Source organism: Heliobacterium mobile, assembly GCF_009720735.1.
GTDB lineage: Bacteria > Bacillota > Desulfitobacteriia > Heliobacteriales > Heliobacteriaceae > Heliobacterium > Heliobacterium mobile.
In genome coordinates, this window is record NZ_WNKU01000007.1 from 134,770 (window position 1) to 159,048 (window position 24,279).

Consider the following 24,279-nt stretch of genomic DNA (forward strand, 5'->3'; position numbering starts at 1 on the left):
CACAAAGAAAACAAAGAAGGCCCTGGGCTTTTCCTCAGAAAAAGTCCAGGGCCTTCGATTTTCAATCCGAGTTACCTATTGGTTGTATAAGGAGAGATTTTTCCCCGTTTCGGAGCCGAGCAGCTTTTGCCGCTCCCGAACTCGCCCTATGTAATAGCCGATAAATCCAGCGCCTAATGCCGCTTGGAGTGCGAAGAGGAGGCTTTCAATTTCACCGCTTGGGGGCTCCCAGAGGGATTGAAACCATGGTTTGTAGTCAGGATTGATTTCTTGAATCACAGCCTCTGCTTGATCATCGGAACCGGTAAAGAGCTCTTTTCCTTCCGGTACATCAAAGGACATGAACAGGGGAACTGCGGAAAGAAGAACAGCGGCTACAATCAGCAGGATGTTGCTGCGCAAAGAGAACTTGCTCATGCCTTGACCTCCTCTTTTTTGTGAAACACGTTGAGCAGTGAGAGTTCTTGACCGCTGTACTTGGCCAGTGTGTTGAAGATGACGACGGTGATGAAACCTTCGCTGATGGCCAGAGGAATCTGGGTGACGGCAAAAATGGTGCTAAACTTGATGAAAGAACCCATAAAACCGCTAACAGGATCGGGAAAGGCTAAAGCCAATTGGCAGGACGTGGTGACATAGGTGAATAGGTCGCCCAGGGCAGCGGCTAGGAAAATCGATAGGCTGAGTGGCAGATTGAGACGTTGTCCCAGACGGTATATGCCATAAGCTACAAAGGGACCGACGACAGCCATAGAAAAGACATTGGCACCCAAGGTGGTGATGCCGCCATGGGCAAGCAATAAGGCCTGAAATAAAAGGACGATGGCGCCTAAAGCAGACATGACTGTCGGGCGAAAGAGGATGGCTCCCAATCCAGCACCGGTCGGGTGGGAACAACTTCCGGTCACCGAGGGAAGTTTCAGCGCCGAGAGTACGAAGGTAAAAGCGCCGGAAACGCCGAGCAGCATTTTTGCCTCTGGATTCTCTTTAACCGTCTTTTGGATAGAGCGAACGCCGTGGATGACAAAAGGGGCTGATGCGGCTGTCCATGCAGCGGCGTGTGTGGCTGGCAAAAAGCCTTCCATGATGTGCATAACAAATCCTCCTGCTTCAATCTCTGATGGGCATGACTTACGTAGATCTGCAAGATGGGACTGTTTCTAAACAGAAACACCCCCTGGCCGGATGAAACCGGCAGGGGGTGTGTGAAATCCAGAACAAGTGTCGCCTAGACAATTCCTTTTGTACTGTGACGATACTTACGTCTGAACCATCACCTCCCCATCGGCCGTGGGTCAATGCGGTGACGTGGTAACAGGCAGGTCTCCTGGCTCGGGTTCATCTGGCCGCTCCGTCTTCCCAGCGCTTAAACGCCAGTGACATTGGTGGAGGGTCATTCCCCTTACAGTGGCGGGACCGCGTCGGATTTCCACCGAACTTCCCTTTCTAACGCCCAACAAAAAGATAGGTTGGGCGACCTGTTCCAGCAATCCATATTCGGTTTTCCAGAGATCATTAGTTACTTACATGTATTCAACTCTTAGCTCAAATATCCTTCTTTATTTTACGGTTTTTTATGGTTTCGCAACGAGCGCTCGAATCCTGTCTGTATCAAAACTATCTGCGATCATGGGCAATAAAGGGCTTTCGATGATCCTTTTTATCTGCATACATACTGCGTTGGTCACAATATACCGACGAATGCAACGATTTACAATAAAATGATCCGATAAATATATTTAGGGAGAACTGGAAAGAATTGTTGACAGCATTTTATCACTAGTGATAAAATGTAAGTAGTGACATAAGATAATACTGGCGAGGGGTGATGCCATGTGACATTCGAAGAAGAAAGTGATTTGAAGTGTGGCAGTGATCTTGGTCCTGACGAAACAGCTGAGGCCGGCCCTGGTTACGGCCGTGGCCGGGGGAGAGGACGAGGCCGTTGCGGCTGTGGCGGAGGACATGGTGGTCGCACCGATTCCATGGCTTTTCCCAGTGTCTTGTTAAGCTTACGGCAGCATCCCGCTCACGGGTACGAATTGATGGAAAAGCTGTCCCAGATGCCCTTTATCCATGTCTTGCCTGATGCGGCTGTTGTCTACCGCTACCTGAGGCGCCTTGAAGAAGATGGGATGGTGTCATCCCGGCTGGAGCCTGGGAAAGGAGGTCCAGCCCGAAAGGTGTACTCGATCACCCCAGAGGGAGAATGTTATCTCCGTGCTTGGGCGGTCAGTCTTAAAAAGCAAAAAAGCGATTTGGAAGCCTTTCTCCGGGTCTTTGAGGGGATCGAACCTTCTGGTGAGGCTGAATGAAACCGACGATACCGTTGCCTCTGGCAACGGTATCGTTAGATGCAGGACGTTACATATGTGAGTTCGTGCCCCTAATCGGTGCGTTCAAGTGTATCTAGCTAGTGACGGATATTCAATAGTGATAAATTGTTAGCAGTGACGGAATGACAACAGCTTTTCCCGAAATATTTCATATTGCAGGTTCAGTAAGAGCAGAGTTCATAAATAGTGAGTCGTGAGTAAACGAGTTGAGAGCAAATCAGAAATAGTGAGGAGGGAATCAGTATGCCTGGATTTAATGGAGCAGGACCTCTAGGCAAAGGAATGATGACCGGTCGAGGCCGTGGTCGCTGTGTCATGAAATGGGAAGACGTACCAGCAAATCTGAAGAGCGCCTTCGAAGATGGAAAAATAGCCGGTCGAGGTTTGGGAACTGGCACAGGATTCGGAGGCAGGGGGCTTGGTCCGATGTTCCGCAACTGTATCGACAACCTTTGTCAGTTTGGTGGTCAAGGACTGGGCCGGAGAAATGGGCGTAAAGGACGCCAATTCTTTTAAGGGGGATTCGAACCATGCAGGACCGTAACCTATCTCGACGGAAGTTTCTTGGCGGTATGATCGCCGTCCCGGCTGTCGCAGCGATTTCCGCTCCGATAGCCGCTACCGGGAGTTTTATCTATCCTCCCGATTCGTTGCTTCAACCGCCGGCTCCGAAAAAAGTCACCCATATCGACAATATGAAACCCTGGGAACCGGTCTTCTTTGCCTATGAAGACGTTCCCTCCTTGGCGATGAAAGTGGATAAAGACCAAGTTATATCTTTTACCTTGAAATGCACCCATTTGGGATGTACTGTTGATGTGCCCAAAGGGAATCTCAAAGACAAGCAAATCGTATGCCCCTGTCACGGCGGCGTTTTTGATGCTGTAGGGGCAAACGTGGCTGGACCTCCGCCAAAGCCCTTAAAACGCTTGGCTGTATCGATTTCCTCTGACGGGACTGTGATCGTGCAGGATAAAGGAGAAAATACGAGCGCATAAGTGAGAAGGTGAATCCGTTGAAAGTGCTAATCACCAGTTTAGGGCCTAATTTAGATGATCAAACAGATGAGCGCTTTGGCCGTGGCAGAACAGTCACTGGTAAAGCTAAGAAAGGATGAATCATATGTCGAAAAAGCGTCTTGCCGTGCCTTCCGTTGCTCCTGGTGGCCTTTCAGCCGTTTGCTCTGGTCATTTTGGCCGCTGTGATTGCTTTACCGTCGTTGACGTGGAAGAAGGAAAAGTCATAAGAAGCGACGTGATTCAAAACCCGCCCCATGTTCATGGTGGGTGCACGCGGCCGGTGCAACTGCTTTCGGCTCATCAAGTCGATTCGCTCGTTGTTCAAGGGATCGGTGGAGGCCCTCTGTCCGGTTTTCGCCGTGCAGGGATTGAAGTGTATCAAGCGAGCGAGCAGACTGTAGAGAAAGTCGTCGACGCTTTTTGCGCGGGAAAAATCGCGCCCATCGATGACAGGAACGTGTGCAGTCACCATTGATGGACTGCTAGGCTGGTTTTGACTATAGGCCGATTAATTAGTCGTTCATGACTGTTGGCTCATAGGCTCATTCGATGAAAAGGGATTATTCAAAAAAAGACCCTTCCCAATAGAGATGTTGGGAAAGGTCTTTTTCATGTTTGCAAAGATTTAATGAGCTACTTTCCTTCTCTTACCGGTTAAGTCGGTATATAGTGTAAGAAAGAAAAGTGGCCAGCCCTGACCAGAGGGCATAGGGGAGAAACAGCATCGAGGCAAGGCGGGAATAAGACCAAGTGACGAAGACTAAGGCAAAGGCAGTAACGGCGATAGCAGCCGTATCCAAAAAGGAAAGCAAAAGGTTGCGGCTGAAAGACTGTCCGATGATAAAGAGTTGATTGAATAGATAATTAGCAATAAAGACCCCTTTCCATAGCCAACCGAGACGACGCCAGCCAATTTTCTCCTGCAAAAGGGCGACAGCGAGGGAAATCAAGCCGAAGATGACGACCCAAGCGAGACCGATGACCGAGCCGGGAGGGGACCAAGCCGGCTTGTCCAGGGACTCAAGCCACTTCCGATCCATCGGAAAAAGCCAACTGGTGATGGAAAAAGCGAAATAGGTAAGCAAAAAGGTCGTGATCCCAGAGAGTTTATCGACCATTCTTTATCACCCCTGTTTTTACATACTTGCTTAGGCCTGGATTGTTTGGCAAACAAGTAGTTTCGCTTAGTTTTTCGTTAGTAAGAGCCGACTATACGGTCAAGTATTAGGCCCGATGAGCCTTTTTATCGATACGGCATTGTGCCCAGCGAAGCGGTAGGGTATGCTTTTCTTGAGGTGCTACAAAAATCATGCTTGAAATATATCAAACCGTGAAAGAATACGGAGAAACAGAATTGGAGATTAGCAAATCCCGCTTTCTTATCTATACAAACCGCGCTGAAACGGTGGAAGAGGCAATAGAGTTTATCGGGCGAATCAAAAAGAAGCATTGGGATGCGACCCATAACTGTTCCGCCTATGTGATCGGAGAAAAGGATGAACACCAAAAAGCCGACGATGACGGAGAGCCCTCCGGCACCGCCGGAAAACCGATTCTCGAAGTGATCAAAAAGATGGGGATCAAAGATACAGTGATCGTGGTGACCCGTTATTTTGGGGGCATCAAGTTGGGCGCAGGCGGACTGATCCGCGCTTATGGCAAAGGAGCGACATTGGGACTAAAAGCGGCGGGAATCGTGGAGCGTCGATTGCATACGCGGATGGCCATCGAAATAGATTATACCTTTTATGGAGCTGTCGAGAATGAACTGCGCTCCCTCGGTTATCGCATCGATGAAACGAGATTTACTGATAAAGTCACCGTCGTGGCCCTAGAGATAAACGGTTTAGAGGGGAACCTTGAGAAAAAGGTGAATGATTGGACCTCCGGTCAAGCGTCCATAGCGCAGGAGGGGGTCCTTTATGTGGATACTCCTCTAGACTTCTAAAGGGGAAGAAACCATGCAGGATTCCATTTGGTTGTACCGGATTTATGAAGAGGCCAAAGAATTTGACCTAGGATTGGTTCAGGCGATCTTTGCCAAGGAAAAGCCGACGAGCCGCATGCGCTTATCCCGTGTGCGACCCAAATCGATCATCATCGAAAATCCACCTGTATCGATCGATTTAGGTCCTGTGGAGATTTCATTCCGAGGAAAAAATTACACCTGTCATGTCTTAGCCCGGGTGTATGATCTAGGGGTGATCGGACTTACCCTGCGAATCATGCTTCCCGATGATTTGACTTATGAGCAACTCTTGGACTTATCGGTTGCCTTGTATACACAGGAAGAACTGGAATCTCTCTTTCATAAGTGGCTCGAAAAAGTCACCAGCTTATTATCGGGAGCCATGGAACCGCTGCAAGAGGGAAAAGTGGAGGAAGACTTTACCCTCTTTTTCTTCCGTCGTTGGCGGGATGAATGGGATCCTGTTCCGATTCTTTTAGCTGAACGGGAACCGGTAAGCCCAAAAGTTCGCCACGATACCTTGAAAAATTCTTTTTCCTACGGAACGAAAGACGTGACGATCCTCACTTGGGACTCTGCGTTAGTTGTCGACGCGGAAGGAAGCACCGATATTCCCGAATTAGTGGAGTTTGCCTTAACGCAACTGGTAGAACTGCGGTATTTCGATCGGTTGTTGTCGGGAGAGATGAAACGTATGTATGACGACATTGAGCGGGCTGACCAGGATTTCTGGTACTCCCGTCTTCGCCAATACCGCCAGATCATGAAATCGTTAATGGCTCTTGCAATCGATATCAACGAAGTGACCGAAAAAATCCAGAATTCCATCAAAGTGACAGAAGATATTTTTTATGCGCGTGTCTATGGAGCGGCTCATTCCATATTACGGACATCGGTGTGGATGGACAGCATCCGCCATAAGTTAAAAGTGATCGAAGGCAATTATTCCATGCTGAATGATGAGGTCATCAATCATCGAGGCGTGCTCCTCGAACTGGCGATCATCCTATTGATCGTTTTTGAAGTATTGATGGGTATCGGCGAAAAACTTTTTTAGGATTTTATATCTTTATCCCCCGATGAGATAAGCGGGGGATTTTTAGTTTTAAACAGAAGTCTCGCTGATGATGATTTATTACAAAGGGATGATGAAATGAACATTCCATAAGCTCTCAATGGGTGTTAATTTGGGTACTCTATTAGTTAGGTAATTATATGTAAATATATAAATGCGATTGATGTTGAAATTTTACTGTGTTATACTTCATCAAGCTTTCTTTTCAAGTCGTTATCCAATAGCGGCTTACAATTTTGCGAAAGGAGTGACGCTACATGAAGAGAAAAGCTTGGACCCTGGCATCGAGCCTTCTTGCCGGAATGCTTCTAGTTACCAGTTTAGCAGGACCCGCCATGGCTTCGTCGAACTACACTGTTCGATCCGGTGATACCCTTTGGAGAATCGCTGCGACAAACGGTGTATCTGTCTCCAATCTGATGCAGGCCAACAACATGTCTTCCACCGCGATTTATCCTGGTCAAACATTGACCATCCCTTCGTCACAAGGCAAAACCTATCGGGTTGTCTCCGGTGATACCATGTGGAAAATCGCCTCCAAACTGGGTGTTTCCTTGAACAGCCTGACGCAGGCGAATCCTCAGGTCAACCCGAACTACCTCTATGTTGGACAGGTGCTCAATGTCCCTTCTTCTGTAACCGCTCCTCAACCGTCACCACAGCCAGCGCCGCAACTTAGCTTTGCTCAGCAAGTGGCCCAACTGGTCAACGCAGAACGGGCAAAAGCGGGACTACAACCCCTTCGGATGGACGGGCCTTTGAGCGCGATGGCTACCGATAAAGCGAAAGACATGATCCAAAACAACTACTTTTCTCATACCTCCCCGACCTATGGTTCTCCCTTTGATATGATGAAGCAATATGGTATTGCCTACAGCTATGCCGGAGAAAACATCGCCGAAGGTCAACAGTCCCCGCAGGAAGTCATGCAGGGCTGGATGAACAGTTCCGGCCACCGGGCGAATATCTTAAATTCGAATTATGACACTATTGGTGTCGGCTACTATCAAGGGGCTTGGGTGCAAGAGTTTATCGGAAACTAAAATTCTTGCTGTTCATAGTAAAAGAGACTTTCAAATAAAAAAAGAGGTCAGTTCAATGATTTTATTTGAACTGGCCTCTTTTTTTACTCTCAAATATAAGAATTGTAACGAAAAAAATAACGATTGTTAAAATGTAAATACGACGAAAATTTGAAGTATATGAAAAGGGGGGGAGGTAGTAGGCACAACAAATGATCTCATTGTAGCAGGGCAAGCTGGAAAGGAGATGTTCTGACCCTATGCGCTGGAAAGGAGCCCATCTGGGCATTCGAGCGAAACTGTTCGTTTCCTTTGGAATCACCTTGCTTTTATTCATTGGTTTCGGAATGTATAGCTTAACGAAGTATGAAGATTCCCATCAAAGGTTAGAAAAGATGAACGATATATGGCTGTCGAGAGTCGATTTGTCCAATGAGTTAAAATGCTTGTTTGTGGAATACCGCAGGGAACAAATAGAACTCTCTCACCCCTATTTCGAAGATGAAGATGAACTCAATGAAAAGACTCTAGCGGAAATAGAAGAAAAAATTGAAAGGGCGATTACAGAGTATCGAGACACAGCCATGGAACCATCAGACATTGAGGCCATAAATTCGATCCGCGAAGAGTGGAAAGCTTTTCGAACCGCCAGTACAAAATTTATTGATTTAGCGCGGGATAGTGATGATAAAGAAGCTACCCTTTTGTTAAAAGGGGAACTGCGAGAGTACTTTAACCACCTATGGCAGTCGGCTGAAAGTCTGGTTGATTATAACCTGAATAGTGCCGCTTTGGATTTGCGCAAAAACGACCAGGACCACGATAAAACAAGAAGCATACTAATTACCTTCATTGTACTCGTTATGACATTCTCGATACTCGCCGTATACGCGATGGTTCGCCGCATTACCCGGTCGATGAGCATTTTGCTAAAATCGGCAGAACAAATATCTGATGGTCATTTAACAGAAAAGATACCTATCATCGGAGACGATGAGTTTGGAATGTTGGCGGTTCGTTTCAATGAGATGGTAAATAGTTTACGGAATCTTGTCTTGAAAATTGACGAAGGCTCACAAGAGTTAGGCGGTTCATCAGAAGAGCTGAGTGCGAGTACAGACCAGAACAAACATGCCGTCAGTCAGGTCGCTACTGTGGCGCAACAATTGGCGAAAGACTTAGAAGACCATAAAAATCATCTAGAGACTACCGTTAAAAACGCCGAGGCGATATCTGCCGTGGCTGAGCAAATCAACGCGTCGGCACAGCATGTCTATTCCTCTGCAACTCTGACCAGCGAAAAGGCCTCTAAAGGCATGTTAACGATGATTAAGGCCATGCATGATATGGAACAGATCAATCATTCCACGAACGAAGTGGCTACCTTGATCCATCAGCTCGAAAAGCAAACCCAGAAGGTCGAGAAAATGGTTGAACAGATCGATAAAATTGCGGAACAGACGAATCTTCTCTCCTTAAACGCTTCGATTGAGTCCGCTCGGGCCGGGGAAGCTGGACGAGGTTTCGCTGTTGTAGCTGAGGAAGTTCGTAAACTGGCTGAACAAGCGGGACGGTTTGCCAGTGAAATCACGAAGATCATTCATGAAATTCACGAAGAAACTCATGAAGCTGTGGAGGCGATGGAGCATAACTCCGATGCGGTAAAATTGGGCGTTCTAACCATCAAAGAAGGTGTAAAGACATTTCAGGAAATCGAAAAAGAGGCAGCCGGTGTGTCCAGGCAGATTGGTGAAGTGACTAGTGCCATCGAGCATATGGCTGTCGGCAGTGCGAATACGGTTCATGCCACCGAAGAGATCAGCGCGATCGCCAAGAAAATTAGTGACTATGCACAGACGATTGCCGCCACGACAGAGGAACAATACGCCTCTGCAGAAGAAATCTCTTCTAATGCAAAAATGCTGGCCTCACTCGGTCAAGAATTACGCCAGGCTGTGAACAAGTTTTGTTATTGAAAATCTAATTATTCTGACATCAGAGGCAAATCTTGTCTTTTATGTATAGACTATGATAAAGTAATGTATAGAAAGTGTTACATCGATTTAATAATTAATGTGTAGTTTTTGCGACATTTCGTTAAAATAGCATTAGCAAAAGATAAACAACTTCACATCTGTTGAAGTTAGGAGGAGAACCTCATGGGTAGAATGTTGACGACGTGCCCTGAATGTGGAGCCAGTTTATTGGCGGACAAAAAAAGTGAATCATCTCGGAAAAGCGATAACTGCTGCTCGGTCTTCCGGACGATTGGCATTTTGAACTATAACGGTGATCAGACGGTTGCCTGGCAATGTCCTGAATGCAAATCGCAGTGGCCTGCCGATACGCGCAAGTGCATCTAGTTTTTCAAGAGCAAAAAGACCGTGATATTTTTTCACGGTTTTTTTATTTCGCCCTGGGATTAAAAAAACAAGGTGAAAAAGAGCCCCCTGGTAATACAGGGGGCGACAGTTTGATTACTTTTCTTCGATTGTGACTTTTTCCATGACAATGGTTTGTGTGGGCTTGCTGACCTCTGAGCCAAAGTCACTCTTCGTAACACGAACGTCCGAAATCTTTAACACTGTGTCCATACCTTCAATGACTTTTCCGAATACAGTATAATTAGGGTGACTGTTTAAAACTTTCGCTTGCTCGCCGTTACAGATAAAGAACTGGCTTCCGTTTGTGTTTGGACCCGAATTTGCCATAGCTACAACGCCTGGTCCATAGGAGAGTTTGGGCGGTAGTTCATCGTCAAATTTGTAGCCGGGACCGCCAATACCCTTGCCCAAAGGGTCACCTGTTTGGATCATGAAGTCTTTGACGATTCGGTGGAAGGGGATTCCGTCATAAAAGCCTTCCCGGGCTAGGAATACGAAATTGTTGACCGTTTTGGGCGATTCGGCAGCTAACAGTTGAATCTTTATATTGCCGAGGTTCGTCTGTATCGTGGCGATATACTGTTTTTTCGTGTCAATCTGCATTTCCGGGGCTTTGGAATACTTATTGTTCTTTTCGGCTGTCGGCGCTTTGGCGGCTGGAGCGGGAGATTCCTTGCTTTGTTGAGCAGGGGCCGGTTCGGAGGGTTTATTGGAAGTCTGGTTGCAACCGACCAAGAACGTCGCGATAGCTAAGGTGACGAAGGCAGTGCCTTTTTTCCAAGTAAAATTCATTCCATTTCATCCTTTCGTAGAAACTGTGCAACGCTTTTAGTATAAACAGACAAACATTCACAAACAAGTCGTGAAGAAAATTGTATGAAATCTTTTCAATGAGACCGATTTATGAGAAGATGGAGATGGAGGTGAGGATATTGAGCCTCTTTGGACGCCTGCGCCAGATGTTCGAGGCAGAAGTTCACACCGATGAACCGGTTTCAAAAGAACGCACCTTGTTCGACCTCAACGTGGGCCAGGTCGTTTCGCTCGATTTGGAGGACTGGATCATTGAGGGCAAAGTGATCTACCATGCGCAACCGGGATGGGTCCTTTACGGCTTAAAGTCTGGCCGACAGCGGCAGGGATTGCTCATCGATCGTTCCGTACCAGATAAGGCGGTTGTACTCACCCCCTTTGCCGGACGGATCGGCGATATGACCGATGTGAAGACAGAATATGTTTTAGACGGGAAACATTTTTTCCTAGATTACCATGGCGAAGGTCTGGTCGACACCTTTGGAGAGACGACGGTCGGACGGGGACAGCTGATGTTTTGGCAGTTCGAGACGGATCAACGTGAGATCTACCGGATCGAATGGCAGCAGGGACGCTTTTTTCATTACGATGGGCGTTGGATTGATGCTTTTGAACTGTCCATCGTAGCTGGATAACGTGAATTTGTGAAATTTGAGGAGGAACAAAGAAGCTATGAGTCTATTTAAACGATTGAAGGATCTAACCTTATCCAATATCAACGCCCTTCTTGACAAGGCAGAAGATCCCGTAAAGATGTTAGATCAATACCTTCGGGACATGGACGAAGATATCCAGGAAGCATCTGCTGCGGTAGCTCAGCAGATTGCGGTGACGAAGAAGTTTGAGGCCCAATACAAAGAGGCCGAGTCGATGGTTCAAAAACGCCAGGAAGACGCCGTAAAAGCGATCAATGCTGGTCGAGACGATTTAGCTAAACGTGCCCTGGAAGACAAAAAGAACCACGAAACTCGGTTACGTGACTTCAAAAGCCAGTATGACACTCATTCGGCTACCTCAGAAAAACTTAAAGCCCAGTTGACAGAGATGCGTTCTGAGTTCGAAAAGTTAAAAGCCCGCCGGGATACGCTTGTGGCTCGGGCCAATGCGGCAAAGGCTACAGAGCAAGTCCACTCGGTTATGAGTGGTTTTGACAGTAATTCGGCGCGCCGGGGCTTTGACCGGATGGAAGAAAAGGTTTTAGGCATAGAAGCCCGCGCTGAAGCGAGCAAAGAGTTAGCTCATGGTTCGGCAGGAAGCCTCGATGACGAACTGGCTGCTTTAGATAAGGGCCAAGGTGTGGACGACGAGCTTGCTGCCTTGAAGCGTCAATTAGGCAAGTAAGAACGCGAAGAAATCCAAAAACCAACACCTAACTATAAATTTACCCTGATAATTAACGTTACTATCTCGAAGATAGTACCTTGATCATCGAAATGAAGTCTATCAAAGGGATAAAGAAAAAACGAACCCCCTGTCCGTAGGAAATGTCTAGGACAGGGGGTTTCTTTTAGCGAAATTAAGTTCTTAACGGAAAAAGGTATACCAGATGGTAAAGAAGGAAAGGCCGATCATTAAGACGCCGCATCCTTTTTGAATCCAAGGGACGATATGCATCTGCCATTGAAAGAAACGGGTACGAGCTAGCCGGGAGATAGCAGCGAACCAAAGTTCCTGTCCGAAGAGGATGCCAAAGATGAAGATCAATCCGAGCAACGGAGAGGAGGAGTTCCAACTGGAAACGGCCGTAGTACCGACACCGATCCACAAGGTCAACGTCAAAGGGTTTAGGCCGGTGATCAACATACCATTTAAAAGAGCTCGTTTTGTTGCCCGATTGGAGGTGGCATTCGATAAAAGCGATTGTAGGGAAAATTTACTCTGCCCTAAACAGGGAGACTCCATCTCCGGTGCCATCTCTCCAGAACCGGGGAAGGCTTTTGCCATTTGTTTGTGAGGTCGAACGAGAGAAGCGCCGATCACGAAGAGAACGATGGATCCCACAAAACCGAAGATGGTACGCACCCAGGGCATTTCTAATAAAGGCACAAGGCCGAATTGAACCAGAATCAGATAGAAACCATCAGCGATGATTGCTCCTGTACCGACGGCCAACCCCATCCAAAATCCGTAGCGCATGGAATTACGAAGTACTTCTACCGCGATGGGGCCAAGGGGCATGGCCAAAGTGATGCCAAGCAGCAACCCGCTGATTAATGCCTGCACGCTCTGCAAGGGTTGGAGGGGCACCGCATAGACCACGTAAACGGCCCTCCTTTCAATCGTACTTACCAAAAATGTATATGATTCAAGGGGTCGAAATATTACAGTAAGACAAAAGTAATTCCGAGGACATGGCTTGATTTAGTATATCATAGGGTTTTCAAAAATGTCTAATCAAAAAGTCACATTCCATAGACAAAGAGATACTTTCCCGCTCGTGGAAGGATATTCCGAAGACGTTAGCGAAGTAATCATCAAGAGATAGATACGGCGCGACTGCGCCTGATGGTAAAGAGAATTGCAGATCCAAAAGGAGTGCGTTTTATGACTTTATCTAAGTCCGGTCAGGTTCAATTGGTGATCGACGGAGTGACTGGTGTGGGGAAGTCGACTCTCGTCGATTTGCTCGCCAAAGATCTGAACCTGGTTGAATTCAGAGAGATGTTTGAAGATGAAAATCAACTGCTGCACAAGTTTTTTCACAACCGGGAACGATGGGCTTTTCCCATGCAGATCAACTTTTTGACCAACCGTTTTAAACAATACCGGGAAGCTTCCCGTTCTAACCAGGCGATTATGGATCGCTCCATTTATTCAGATGCCATCTTCGCGAAAATGTACCGTGAACAGGGATACCTGACAGTCGAAGAATACAACGTTTATGAAAATCTATTGAACAGCATGATTGATGGACTAGAACCGCCTCGTCTGATGGTTTATCTAAAAGTAGATACAGATGAAGCGATACGGCGTATCCATATGCGAGGGCGTGCCGATGAAGTCGAAGTGGAGCGCGATTATTGGGCCTTGCTGAACGTCTTTTACGAAAATAATTACCGTGATTACAAAGGAGGCCCTTTGCTGACCTTGGATGTGACCAACCTCGATTATGTTCACAAACCAGAAGATCGAGCTTTTATTTTGCAAGAGATCACTCGCGCCTACAAAGCGGCGAAATAAGTCATCAAATCGCAACAGGAGGACTGACCATTGTCGGTCCTCTTTATTTTTTGCCTTTAACAATTGAAATATTGGAAAAAATTTGATATAAATGTAATCAGATGGAAGGAAATGGCAGCGGCAGTGCCGAATATTTGGGGTGAGAAGGAGGGGGCACGCGCGATGAGCTTGCCGGGAGAGTTGACGGTTGCCCAGGCATCGAAAATGACTGGTCTGCAACGATATACCCTGCGGGACGCCATTCACCGTGGCGAATTGGCTGCTAAGCAGCAAAAGATCCCGGGAGGGTTTATGTATTTGATTCCCCTGGAAGGATTACGAGACTTTTGTCGGCACCGGGGCGTTGTATCGACTGTCCTGGGTGTGGAAGCGCCGAAGAAGGAGCTTGTGCAGGAGGGGGAAGCGGAGGCAAAAGGCTCCGTCGAGAAAGGACAAGCGAGTGAAGCGACTGCTTTACCATGTCCGGTGGAGAGCGAAAGACGACTAAACAGTTCTTCCGAGGCTGAAGCGACGGCGAAAGAACTGATCGAACTGTTACGATCCATGCCTAACTGGGAACAACGCATGGAACAACTGATCGAGCAAATCGTCGAGGTCCAGTCGGATGTGCTCGGCCTGAAAAAAGGGTTTCACCAGCACTTGAGCAAAGTGGAAGGCCGGGTGGTCCATCTGCATCAGAGTGTAAACGGTGATCTGCGGACGTCGATGGAAAGAGTACGGCACGACTTGAACGATGGCCTCAGTGAGTTCCGCGGTGGGCTCGATGCTTGGCAGCACAATGTAGACACCGTCTTCGATGATATGCGGTGTACGCTGCAGGAAGTAGCCGCCAGCCAATCGGATGGGGAAATGCGTCAAGCTTTCATCCATAAATTGTCCGTAGACAACCAGTCTACGGTGGGTGAAGTGAAGAAGCTGATGGTGGAAGTGAGTGAAACCTTGAGCCAAGTGGTTGGCAACCAACAAAACGGTTCAGAGATGGTCGAACAACGTCTCGATGAACTGAAGAGCTCTGTAGACGGAGTGAGACGGTCGGTAGATCGTTCGACCGAAATGATCATCAAATGGCGACAGAAGGTCCTGCGGGACCAAAACCAGAAAGGTGTCAAAGGATGGTGGAACCGGCTTTGGGGCCGCTCTTCATCACCGATATTGTCAAAATAATGTTCATATAAATAAAGCGGGATACCGCGCCCCCGAAATGGGGGTTTCTTTTTTACGTAGATGGATTTAGTGGCCTAAAACCTCTCCCTAAAATCTCCTTAGCGTCAGAAATGATGATAAAGGCGTTTGGGTCGATCCGGTAGACCGTTTTTTTCAGGGTGAACAACTGGTTAGGTTCAATGGCGCAGAGAATCACATTTTTATCGTTGTGTGTAAAGGCGCCTTCTCCTTTGAGAAAGGTGACGCCTCGTCCCATTTCTTCCATGATACTTTGGGCGATCAACTCTGGGTCTTTGGAGATGATCGTCACTGCTTTTTTCGGCAGGCCTTCCTGGATGAAGTCCACCAAACGGTTGGAAGCGTAGAAGGCAACGATCGTATACATGGCTGCTTCATGACCGATAAACAATCCGGAAAGGACAACGATGATCGAGTTTAAGGTGAGGTTCAAGGTACCGAAGGAAATACCTAACCGGCTGGAATAGATTTTTGCGAGAATATTGACGCCACCCAGACTTCCGCCGACACGTGCGATCAGTCCTACTCCAGTTCCGTAAATCAAGCCTCCGTACAACGCATTGAGAAGGATGTTTTGCGTAGAAAAGTCCGGAAGTACTCGTAGCCAGTCGATAAAAGTGGATGAGGCCGTAACGGCGAGAAAGGTCTTGAAGACAAACTCCCGGTTGATATTGCGGTAAGCGAGGATGTATAAGGGGAGATTGATCAGGGACATTAGAATACCTGGAGAGATGTTCGTCATGTAATAGATCAACGTAGCCAGGCCAGCCACTCCGCCCGGTGCCAGTTTGGAAGGAAGGATAAACTCCCGGGTTCCGATGGCAAAGAAAAGAGCACCTAAAATCACAAGGGCGTACTCACGCAGCGTCTCTTTCACGGGGCACCGAACCTTTCTCGTCACTTAAGTTTAATCCCTATGAATTACTATCAGCCTAATCAAAGAATTGGTAAAGGTCAATGGCCGCCCCAATTTTTCTAATTCCCGAACTGACAAAAAGTTCATAATTCTCGGCAAGTATACATACATCAGGGAAGGAACGGCGCATCATTTCGGCGAATAAAAAGAATGTACGACATGTTACAAATATGCCCCATACGATTGAGGTGAATGCCCATGGAACTCACCTGTCAACAACTAGAAAGCATCCTTGCTTCTTACCGGCAGATGGAATTAGAACTGCGGGTTAAACTCGATGCACTGCGGGGGCCATTAGAAATTAAGTATGGCCGTCCGGTCATCTTGTTTATTGAAAGCCGAACGAAAAAGGCAAAAAGTTTGATTGAAAAGGCGCGCCGCTACGGATGGCCTGTCAATGAAGGTATCACGAAAAATATAAAAGATATCGCCGGCTTAAGAGTGATTGTCCAACATTTAGATGACATCGCTCGGGTCGTAGATATTCTGAAAAAACGTTCGGACATGCGCTTGGTGAACGAAAAAGATTTTGTCCGTAACCCGAAAGCAAGCGGTTATCGAAGTTATCACTTGATTATTGAATATGACATGTATGCTCCCGAAGGTCCCATCACTCGGTTTGCCGAGATCCAGGTTCGTACAGTGGGGCAGCATTTCTGGGCTGTCCTGCAGCATTCGATGATGTATAAATATGGCTTAGAAGTGCCTACTCATATCTCGGAAAATTTGCGTCTGATCGCCGAAGAAACGAACAAAGCTGATGAAAAGATGATGGTCATGCGCCAGGCCGTATCTCGCGACCTGGAGGTTGACGAAATTCGTCTCTACGCCAAGCAATTGGCTCATCTGCTTCGCCGGACGGAACCGCGAAGCGGTGCTGTTTTATCTTTTGACCCGTCCAAATATTTTTCGAATATGACGATCTTAGAACTCAGCTTTCAACTCGGTCGGAAGGGCTTTCCCGCAGAAAGCTTCGACCCCCAGGAATTGGCCCGATGTTCCTGTTGCAAAGCACCTTTTCTTCTCCATGAAGAAGTTCGAGCCATCATTCCTCAGAGCGACGGTTCGAAACAAGGGGTAGAGCCGGTTCGCCTTTGTAAAGTCTGTTACTCGATGATCCTGCCGGTTCTTCGCTGGGAATTTTCTGCGGCTCCATTAAAAGAGAAAAACAAGCTGCGCAGCGAGTGGGAAGAAGCGAGCCATATGCACCGCAAGTTTCAGCAGTTTTTTATGGATCGAATTCAATCCCCGCTGGCGAACCGTTTACAAAAAGCGTCTGTGCTCCTCGGTGAACATCTGACGATCTGTCCCTCCATGCTGAACATAGGCACGGTGACCTTGTTTAAAGCGGCTGTAGGAGATCGGCTGAGTGTACAGATCGATTCGGAATGGGATCCCCAGAACGGGGAAGATGAAGTCATCACATTTTTCGTGAAACTGAATTACCGCGTCGCCGGCCCCATCTCTGTGACCTACCGGTATCCGGAGATTGAATGGGATGAGTTTCATGAGCCCGAACTGGTGGAACCGGAATCTTTCATATTTAAGGAAGACGATCTGGACCAGTTGTTTTCGCTCATCGATGGGCAACTGCAGGAATTACGCAGTCCCCGTCTCGTCGGTGCAAGCGGCTAGTCTATTTGGCGTACCGGTCTGCCACACGGCTGGCACCGATGGCGTCCGGTTTTGTCCGTACGGCGTACTGATATACGGAAGCCATACTTTCGGCCCATCCGACGACACGAGGGAGATGAAGCCGGCTCATCCCATTATTTCCTCCATCGATATGTAATTCCAACTCCCAGTAAATGAGCTTCTGATTCAGCAATTCCCGCAGTTTCCCGATGACCTCGATGGACATGTGTGTTTCTACATCGAGTTTTTCGGCGAGTGTCAGCGCCCGTTCCAAAACCTGAACATATTGATAGGACTGCCCGCCTTTGTGTTCGCGGTAGGCGGTGATCGATGTGACGACGCGAGTCGTTCCACCGTGAATCTGGCTGTCTGTCCCAATCCAGAGGCGTACTGGTGCATCGGGTATTTCGGCTGAGAATAGTTGGAAGGCTCGAACCACCTTCTCTAAAGGCAAAAGACCTTGTTGGCCCCGAAAAAGCATCGTCATAACCTCCTTGGTTCAGTTCACTATTCTCTATTACTATGATATCCAATGGATGATGGATTTATGGACAAATTCAGATGAACCGTCTCTTTTCGTTGACCTCAAAAGAAAAAAAGCAAGGGTTCCCAAAAAAGGGATACTCCTTGCTTTTTCAATATCCTGAGTATGGAAAATATTACCCTAAAGATTTTTTAACGGCTGCAAGTGCTTGGTTGTAATCAGGTTCGTTGGTAATTTCCCGGACATACTCCACGTAAGTTACCTGATCCTGCTTATCGACGACAAAAATAGCCCGGGACAAGAGACGGAGTTCTTTAATCAACACGCCGTAAGCTTGTCCAAAGGAAACATCTTTATGATCCGAGAGGGTTATGACCTGCTCGACGCCAGCGGCGCCGCACCAGCGTGCTTGGGCAAAGGGTAAATCGCAGCTCAAAGTTAGTATGACTACATCTTTTCCCAAGTCGGCCGCTTCTTGATTAAAACGACGCGTTTGCAGATCGCAGACAGGCGTATCGAGTGAGGGGACCACGCTGATCAATTTTACCTTGCCTGCAAAGTCGTTAAGAGACTTAGGGGACAAGTCATTCGCAGTGGCCGTAAAGGCAGGGGCCTTTTCGCCGACTTTCACTTCCGCACCGATGAGAGTTAAGGAATTTCCCTGAAATGTGATGATACCTGTACGTTCAGCCATCTGAATTCCCCCTATTAGCAGTTTGAATATTTATTATACCAGATTCTCATCAAAAAGATTGTTTATGGCGAAGGGAAGGAGAACGATGTTTGACAGGAGCCGACGGGAGTTTATTCTTCAGGGATTGGCATGGAGTGTCTCACTGACAGGTCTCACCGGTTGTGCCGCTGGCGGAACTCATCAGCAAAGTAACAAAGAACCGAATCGAGGCGTAACTACCACCGAACTTCAAAGGAAAACATTGCCCGATATTCAGGATGTCGACTGGGACTTGATCATCACCAACGGCCGCGTGATCGATGGAACAGGCAAACCAGGCTTTTCAGGAACGGTGGCAGTGACGAAGGACCGAATTTCCTCCGTGATGGAGGGCAACGCCAATATCGATCAGCATGTACTGTACATGGGTACAGAGCGGTATCGATTAAAACCGGACTGCCAAGTGATCCTTGCAGACGGTGCCTGCATCACACCCGGTTTTATCGATGTACATACCCATAACGAAGAGTATTTGAAGACAAACCCCCGGGCCGAGGTTCGCCTTCTTCAAGGCGTTACTTCGCAAATTGGAGGAAATTGTGGCGAATCGGTCGACGATATCCCGCGTTTTTATCAGCGTCTCGGCGACTTGGGGATCAATTATGGGCAGTTGATGGGCTATCGAAATCTGCGCAGGTTAGCCATGGGGGAGGAAGCGGAACGTGAGGCTAGTAGTAGAGAAATCGATCGAATGGTCGACCTGCTTCAACAAGGGCTTCAAGCAGGCTCACCGGGCCTTTCTTTCGCTTTGGAATATGCACCTCAATCATCAGCGACCCAGCGGGAACTGAAAATACTCGCCGAAGCGCTTGCCCACCATAGAGGGATCATGGCTACCCACTTGCGCAGCGAATCGGTCCAACTGTTAGAGTCTATCGACGAGATGGCAGAGATAGCGTTCGAATCAGGTGTTTCCTGGCAGTACAGCCATGTGAAGGCTCTTTTCCGAGACAATTGGGACAAGTATCCGGCAGTTCTCCAACGGATTAGCGATGCGGTGGCAAAGGGAGTTGATCTTTGGGGGGACATGTACCTCTATGATTTTTCTTCCTGGGATTTTGGTACGGGACGTATTTCCATCTCGGAAGAGAATATTCAATTGGGACTTGCCCATCCCCGTTTATTTATCGCCAGCGATTCCGGGCTTTACGCTAACGGAAGAGTTTCCCATCCTCGCGCCTACGGCAACTTTCCCAAGATGTTGGCTCATTATGTCCGCGATAGACAAGTGATTTCATTGGAAGAGGCCGTGGCCAAGATGAGCGGCTTGCCGGCTCAGCGCTTTCGAATCTCTGGCCGGGGGAAAATTGCTCCTGGTTACAAGGCAGACATGCTTATCTTTCGATTGGAAGACGTGCAAGATCGGGCAGAGCGGAACAAACCGAATCTGCTACCTGTGGGGATGAGATATGTTTTTGTCAACGGTCAGGCAGCAGTTAAAGAAGGAGAACCGACAGGGAACCGATCTGGTCAGCGTTTGCATTTTAATTCGTAAGCTTAGCCCGAATACAAAAATCAACCGCCTTTATCTTTGCTGGTTTCTTTGTCTCCGCCGCCGCCTTCACTGCTGCTACCGCCTTTCTCACCGCCGCCTTCACTGCCGCCGCTTTTGCCTCCTTGGGCTTTCGCCGCAGACTGGATTTTCTTCTTAACTTCTGGATCGTCCATAGCGTCTTTGACCGTTTCTTTTATCGACTTTTTCACTTCTTTTTCTTTCATTGCCAAGGCAAGCTGTTCTTGAAATTGGGAACTCATCAACATTTCCTGGAACGTCTTCATAAACTTTGGATCTTGCGACAAAACCATCGTCTGAAATTCGGGGTCCCGAATCATGCGCGCCAGCCGTTGCTGATACTCATCGGTTTTTATAATGTCCAGCATCATGGCCTTCATGTCCTGGTATTCTGGTTTTTGTTGCTGTTGGCCTTGCTGCCCCTGTTGTCCCTGTTGATTTTGCTGCCCCTGTTGCTGGCCTTGGCCTTGCGATTCAGCGGGACGGCGCTGAGGAGAGCAGGAGGTAATGCCAGTGATCAGTACAAAGGCGATCACAAGTAACCAGAGTAAGCGCTGCATGTAGTTATCCCCCCTTTTTCGCTTTCAATGGTAAATTGCCCGTTCTGAAAGACCCTATTCTTCTACTTTTCCAGGAATGAATATGGATATTAATGGAGGGAATAAACTGTATACTCCCCTGCTGTCGTACATATAATAAAGACATCAAAGGGGGTGAACTCCTTGGCCCTGATCTTATCTATCGGTGCAAGCCGTAACCTGGATGAACTAGGTTACCGAATCACCTGCGAATTGGCTGAACTGGCCGGAGAAGGATGGCAGTTCGGTACCCGCCAACAATGGTTAAACGGGGTTCACCAGTTCACGTGCTACCTCGATGAACACCCGGAAGGCGAATCGCCGGAAGAGATGGCGCTGATTTTGCGCCAATACTGTGCGAGAAAGCTGACAGACTGGATCCTTGACGTTTGGGAACAGGAACTGGTTGAAAAGCGTATCAACAGCGAATATGCCTATTTTTCAGAAGAAGAACGAAGGGTCATCGCTGAGAAAGCGACACAGATATTAAAGCAAGAGGAAGAGACCTCAAAGGAATATATCATCTATCGGGTGGGTCGAAGTCAGCGGATTCTGGAACGGATGCTCGATGTACTGGTCACCTTTGGAAGAGTTCACATCGACGGCTTTCTCCGGTTTCGACTTCGTGATTATTTATCGTCCCTATCCGACTCTGTAGATGTGGCTGTAGACGAATATATGATGGAGAAGGAGTACAAAGAATTCGTCTGCTTGTTACGCTATTTCTTGGAGATTCAAGATACGCGTGTCCCTATCGTTCACGTGTATATGCGTCCTGGCGGTTTTCAACTCCTTGATGAACGAGGACGACCGGTGAACAATGAAATCGTCGATGGTTTTCATCAAGATGCATTGCAACACGAGGAAATCTGTTTCGAAGATCTCTTGATCAGCGCTTTAGTCACAGTCGCTCCTGTTCAAGTAGTCATTCATTATACGGAAGGCGTTCAGTCGAACGAATCGATGCAGACGATACAAGCCGTTTTTGGAGAACGACTGCACTACTGCCCGGGCTGTGATAGATGCATGATGATTCAAGATAATAGGGTGTTGCAGCGGTGAACATAGCGAACAGAGCCCCATCTATACATCTAGATGGGGCTCTGTTCGTTCAAGGTCTTTGAATTATCGACGGTTCCTCAAAAAGTTGAAACACCTACTCATGACAGAAATCGAACCTCTTTTTTATCGAAGATTTACTTCGCTGTTAAAAAAAGCGGTTCGGTTGACAAGCCCATATATGAGGTCTAAAATTATATTTTGAGACGGACTTTCGCCTCTCGCCTAGCTTCTAGGGCGAGAGGTTTACCTATATGTGAGGAGGACATACATTGAGTATAGTTAAGGTTACTCTAAAAGATGGTGCCGTTCGGGAATTTCCCCAAGGCACGACGGTTGCGGAAGTGGCTGCGGCCCTCAGCCGAAAGCTCGCACAGCATGCAGTGGCTGGGAAGCTCGACGGTAAAGTCGTCGGACTAACTACGCCTATCGAAAAAGATGCCTTCGTGGAGATCTTAACTTTCGATGATCCGGAAGGTCGGGACGTCTATCGTCACTCTTCCTCTCACTTGTTAGCCCAAGCGGTGCAACGGCTTTTTCCGGGTACCCGGTTGGGTATTGGCCCGGCTATCAACGAAGGCTTCTACTACGACTTTGATTCGGAACACAAGTTTACTCCGGAAGACTTACAAGCCATCGAAAAAGAAATGGACCAGATCATAAAAGAGGACTTGCCCATTGTCCGGCGCGAAGTCAGCCGTGAAGAAGCGATTCGGTTTTTCCAGGAGATCGGTGAAAGTTACAAAGTCGAACTCGTGGAGGATCTGCCGGAAGATGCTGTGATCAGCATGTACAGCCAAGGTGATTTTATCGACCTTTGTGCCGGCCCTCACCTGCCGACAACCGGGCAGATTAAAGCGATGCGCCTCATGAGCCTGGCTGGGGCCTACTGGCGCGGCAGTGAAAAGAACAAGATGCTGCAGCGGATTTACGGTACTTCTTTTCCCAAAAAAGCGGAACTGGACGATTACCTGCATCGCTTAGAAGAAGCGAAGCGCCGCGATCACCGTAAACTCGGCCAGGAACTAGAATTGTATACGATCATGGAAGAAGGTCCCGGATTCCCCTTCTTCTTCCCCAAAGGGATGATCATTCGTAACGAACTGGAGAAGTACTGGCGTGAGCAACATGCTAAAGCCGGTTACCAGGAGATCCGGACCCCGATCATCTTGAACCGTTCCCTTTGGGAACGCTCAGGTCACTGGGATCATTATAAAGAAAATATGTATTTCACGCAGATTGATGAGCAGGATTTTTGTGTCAAACCGATGAATTGCCCCGGCAGTATGCTCGTCTACAAAAACTCCATTCATTCTTATCGCGATCTGCCGCTGCGCATGGCGGAACTGGGACTGGTTCACCGCCACGAAATTTCTGGAGCCCTTCACGGCTTGATGCGGGTCCGCTGTTTCACCCAAGATGACGCGCACATCTTCATGCTGCCTTCGCAGATCAAAGAAGAGATCATGGGTGTCATCGATCTGGTGGACCGGTTCTATAAGACATTCGGCTTTGACTACCATATCGAATTGTCCACGAAGCCGGAAAAAGCCATGGGCAGTGACGAGATTTGGGAGCTTGCCACATCATCACTGGAAGACGCCTTAAAATCCAAAGGCATGGATTATAAAATCAATCCGGGCGATGGCGCCTTCTATGGACCGAAAATCGATTTCCACCTGAAAGATTGCCTCGGTCGGACGTGGCAATGCGGAACGATCCAACTGGACTTCCAAATGCCGGAGCGGTTTGACCTAACCTACGTGGGTGAAGATGGGCAGAAACACCGCCCTGTCATGATTCACCGGGTTGTCTTCGGATCTATTGAGCGCTTTATCGGCATCCTTACGGAACACTTTGCCGGTGCATTCCCAGCCTGGCTGGCCCCGGTGCAGGTGCGGGTGCTGCCGATTACAGACCGCCATCATGCATACGCCCAGAAGGTTCTGGCCCACTTGGCTGAACGGGGTATCCGGGCTGAAGTGGATGACCGTAATGAAAAAATCGGTTATAAGATTCGGGAAGGCCAAGTCAAGAAAATCCCGTACCTGTTGGTGGTCGGTGACAAGGAAGCTGAGAACGGTGCTGTCGCCGTCCGCAAATACGGAGAAGGGGATAAGGGCGCCTGTGGACTCGATGAGTTTACGAAGATGCTGATAGAGGAAATCGGAACGAAAAAGAATCCAGAAAAAGCTTGCTCATAATCTAAATAAAGCGAAGGAGCCGCTAACGATGTTAGCGGCTCCTGTTTTGTGCGCCACGCACGGCGCGTAACTCGGCGGTGAAAGTCCGCTATGGGGGCTAGCAGTTGCCAACCATTAGCCAAGCGCAAGGGTGTCCACCGCGAGGTGGATGAAATAGGCGAATTCCTAATGAATTCG

General features: G+C 48.0%; 26 protein-coding genes and 1 riboswitch. Of the genes, 17 read left to right on the forward strand and 9 right to left on the reverse strand.

The genetic code is table 11. The features are described 5' to 3' along the window. Positions 1-75: 75 nt before the first annotated feature. Both GJ688_RS08305 and GJ688_RS08310 read right to left on the reverse strand, forming a co-directional pair. The gene (locus GJ688_RS08305) at positions 76-417 is read right to left on the reverse strand and encodes an energy-coupling factor ABC transporter substrate-binding protein (RefSeq protein ID WP_155476076.1); all 342 of its coding nucleotides are present in this window, start codon (positions 415-417) and stop codon (positions 76-78) included. Further along, positions 414-1,115 carry an energy-coupling factor ABC transporter permease gene (locus GJ688_RS08310; RefSeq protein ID WP_456237461.1) on the reverse strand — a complete coding sequence of 234 codons (702 nt, stop codon included), beginning with the start codon at positions 1,113-1,115 and terminating at the stop codon, positions 414-416. The genes GJ688_RS08305 and GJ688_RS08310 overlap by 4 nt, the downstream gene beginning before the upstream one ends. Before the next feature lie 185 nt (positions 1,116-1,300). Beyond that, positions 1,301-1,497: riboswitch (cobalamin riboswitch) on the reverse strand. Positions 1,498-1,835: 338 nt separating this feature from the next. Between GJ688_RS08310 and GJ688_RS20625 the strand changes: the two genes are divergently transcribed. The 4 genes from GJ688_RS20625 to GJ688_RS08330 all read left to right on the forward strand — a co-directional run bounded on the left by GJ688_RS20625 (position 1,836) and on the right by GJ688_RS08330 (position 3,830). After that, complete coding sequence (locus tag GJ688_RS20625) at positions 1,836-2,315, forward strand: PadR family transcriptional regulator (RefSeq protein WP_155476078.1); 480 nt, start codon at positions 1,836-1,838, stop codon at positions 2,313-2,315. Between the two features lie 264 nt (positions 2,316-2,579). Beyond that, positions 2,580-2,852 (forward strand): DUF5320 domain-containing protein, encoded by a 273-nt coding sequence (locus tag GJ688_RS08320; RefSeq protein WP_155476079.1) that lies wholly within the window; start codon positions 2,580-2,582, stop codon positions 2,850-2,852. Between the two features lie 14 nt (positions 2,853-2,866). Beyond that, complete coding sequence (locus GJ688_RS08325) at positions 2,867-3,334, forward strand: QcrA and Rieske domain-containing protein (RefSeq protein ID WP_155476080.1); 468 nt, start codon at positions 2,867-2,869, stop codon at positions 3,332-3,334. A 124-nt stretch (positions 3,335-3,458) separates the two neighbouring features. Continuing rightward, a complete protein-coding gene (locus tag GJ688_RS08330; protein WP_235910853.1) occupies positions 3,459-3,830 on the forward strand; it encodes a NifB/NifX family molybdenum-iron cluster-binding protein in 372 nt (123 codons plus the stop codon). Between the two features lie 172 nt (positions 3,831-4,002). Here the strand turns inward: GJ688_RS08330 and GJ688_RS08335 are convergent, their stop codons facing one another. Beyond that, the gene (locus GJ688_RS08335) at positions 4,003-4,473 is read right to left on the reverse strand and encodes a TspO/MBR family protein (protein ID WP_155476082.1); all 471 of its coding nucleotides are present in this window, start codon (positions 4,471-4,473) and stop codon (positions 4,003-4,005) included. A 191-nt stretch (positions 4,474-4,664) separates the two neighbouring features. Here GJ688_RS08335 and GJ688_RS08340 point away from each other — a divergent pair, with 191 nt between their 5' ends. From GJ688_RS08340 to GJ688_RS08360, 5 genes are all read left to right on the forward strand, one after another. Then, complete coding sequence (locus GJ688_RS08340) at positions 4,665-5,303, forward strand: YigZ family protein (RefSeq protein ID WP_155476083.1); 639 nt, start codon at positions 4,665-4,667, stop codon at positions 5,301-5,303. Between the two features lie 13 nt (positions 5,304-5,316). Continuing rightward, a complete protein-coding gene (locus GJ688_RS08345) occupies positions 5,317-6,381 on the forward strand; it encodes a hypothetical protein (RefSeq protein ID WP_155476084.1) in 1,065 nt (354 codons plus the stop codon). A 275-nt stretch (positions 6,382-6,656) separates the two neighbouring features. Then, positions 6,657-7,442 carry a LysM peptidoglycan-binding domain-containing protein gene (locus GJ688_RS08350; RefSeq protein ID WP_155476085.1) on the forward strand — a complete coding sequence of 262 codons (786 nt, stop codon included), beginning with the start codon at positions 6,657-6,659 and terminating at the stop codon, positions 7,440-7,442. Between the two features lie 239 nt (positions 7,443-7,681). Beyond that, positions 7,682-9,397, forward strand: a complete 1,716-nt coding sequence (locus GJ688_RS08355; protein ID WP_155476086.1) for a methyl-accepting chemotaxis protein — start codon at positions 7,682-7,684, stop codon at positions 9,395-9,397. Positions 9,398-9,580: 183 nt separating this feature from the next. Continuing rightward, a complete protein-coding gene (locus tag GJ688_RS08360; RefSeq protein ID WP_155476087.1) occupies positions 9,581-9,784 on the forward strand; it encodes a hypothetical protein in 204 nt (67 codons plus the stop codon). 114 nt (positions 9,785-9,898) lie between these two features. Here GJ688_RS08360 and GJ688_RS08365 read toward each other — a convergent pair whose 3' ends face one another. After that, positions 9,899-10,597, reverse strand: a complete 699-nt coding sequence (locus tag GJ688_RS08365) for a peptidylprolyl isomerase (RefSeq protein ID WP_155476088.1) — start codon at positions 10,595-10,597, stop codon at positions 9,899-9,901. Positions 10,598-10,728: 131 nt separating this feature from the next. Here GJ688_RS08365 and GJ688_RS08370 point away from each other — a divergent pair, with 131 nt between their 5' ends. Together GJ688_RS08370 and GJ688_RS08375 are read left to right on the forward strand one after the other, a co-directional pair. Beyond that, entirely contained in the window at positions 10,729-11,253 is a 525-nt protein-coding gene (locus GJ688_RS08370) for a DUF4178 domain-containing protein (protein ID WP_328597338.1), read from the forward strand. Positions 11,254-11,290: 37 nt separating this feature from the next. After that, a complete protein-coding gene (locus tag GJ688_RS08375) occupies positions 11,291-11,959 on the forward strand; it encodes a PspA/IM30 family protein (protein WP_155476089.1) in 669 nt (222 codons plus the stop codon). Positions 11,960-12,142: 183 nt separating this feature from the next. Here the strand turns inward: GJ688_RS08375 and GJ688_RS08380 are convergent, their stop codons facing one another. Continuing rightward, complete coding sequence (locus GJ688_RS08380; protein ID WP_155476090.1) at positions 12,143-12,877, reverse strand: LysE family translocator; 735 nt, start codon at positions 12,875-12,877, stop codon at positions 12,143-12,145. A gap of 285 nt (positions 12,878-13,162) precedes the next feature. Here GJ688_RS08380 and GJ688_RS08385 point away from each other — a divergent pair, with 285 nt between their 5' ends. Then, complete coding sequence (locus tag GJ688_RS08385; protein ID WP_170291797.1) at positions 13,163-13,798, forward strand: deoxynucleoside kinase; 636 nt, start codon at positions 13,163-13,165, stop codon at positions 13,796-13,798. A 162-nt stretch (positions 13,799-13,960) separates the two neighbouring features. Next, on the forward strand, positions 13,961-14,962 hold the full coding sequence (locus tag GJ688_RS08390; protein ID WP_155476092.1) for a MerR family transcriptional regulator: 1,002 nt from the start codon (positions 13,961-13,963) through the stop codon (positions 14,960-14,962). A 52-nt stretch (positions 14,963-15,014) separates the two neighbouring features. Here GJ688_RS08390 and GJ688_RS08395 read toward each other — a convergent pair whose 3' ends face one another. Next, positions 15,015-15,881 (reverse strand): YitT family protein, encoded by an 867-nt coding sequence (locus GJ688_RS08395; RefSeq protein ID WP_155476093.1) that lies wholly within the window; start codon positions 15,879-15,881, stop codon positions 15,015-15,017. 213 nt (positions 15,882-16,094) lie between these two features. Here GJ688_RS08395 and GJ688_RS08400 point away from each other — a divergent pair, with 213 nt between their 5' ends. After that, entirely contained in the window at positions 16,095-17,531 is a 1,437-nt protein-coding gene (locus GJ688_RS08400; RefSeq protein WP_170291798.1) for a GTP pyrophosphokinase, read from the forward strand. 1 nt (position 17,532) lies between these two features. Here the strand turns inward: GJ688_RS08400 and GJ688_RS08405 are convergent, their stop codons facing one another. Together GJ688_RS08405 and tpx are read right to left on the reverse strand one after the other, a co-directional pair. Next, positions 17,533-18,012 carry a ribonuclease H-like YkuK family protein gene (locus GJ688_RS08405; protein ID WP_170291799.1) on the reverse strand — a complete coding sequence of 160 codons (480 nt, stop codon included), beginning with the start codon at positions 18,010-18,012 and terminating at the stop codon, positions 17,533-17,535. 178 nt (positions 18,013-18,190) lie between these two features. Next, complete coding sequence (tpx, locus tag GJ688_RS08410; protein WP_155476096.1) at positions 18,191-18,709, reverse strand: thiol peroxidase; 519 nt, start codon at positions 18,707-18,709, stop codon at positions 18,191-18,193. 85 nt (positions 18,710-18,794) lie between these two features. Between tpx and GJ688_RS08415 the strand changes: the two genes are divergently transcribed. Further along, positions 18,795-20,243, forward strand: coding sequence for an N-acyl-D-amino-acid deacylase family protein (locus GJ688_RS08415; protein ID WP_170291800.1), 1,449 nt, complete (start codon positions 18,795-18,797; stop codon positions 20,241-20,243). 20 nt (positions 20,244-20,263) lie between these two features. On the opposite strand, the gene GJ688_RS08420 is transcribed toward GJ688_RS08415, so the two are convergent. Continuing rightward, on the reverse strand, positions 20,264-20,821 hold the full coding sequence (locus GJ688_RS08420) for a GerD family protein (RefSeq protein WP_155476098.1): 558 nt from the start codon (positions 20,819-20,821) through the stop codon (positions 20,264-20,266). 162 nt (positions 20,822-20,983) lie between these two features. On the opposite strand from GJ688_RS08420, the gene ytxC reads away from it, so the two are divergent. Continuing rightward, positions 20,984-21,901: a putative sporulation protein YtxC gene (gene ytxC / locus GJ688_RS08425; RefSeq protein WP_155476099.1), complete on the forward strand. Its 918-nt coding sequence runs from the start codon at positions 20,984-20,986 to the stop codon at positions 21,899-21,901. Positions 21,902-22,176: 275 nt separating this feature from the next. Continuing rightward, positions 22,177-24,102 carry a threonine--tRNA ligase gene (gene thrS / locus GJ688_RS08430; RefSeq protein ID WP_170291805.1) on the forward strand — a complete coding sequence of 642 codons (1,926 nt, stop codon included), beginning with the start codon at positions 22,177-22,179 and terminating at the stop codon, positions 24,100-24,102. The last annotated feature ends 177 nt before the right edge of the window (positions 24,103-24,279 follow it).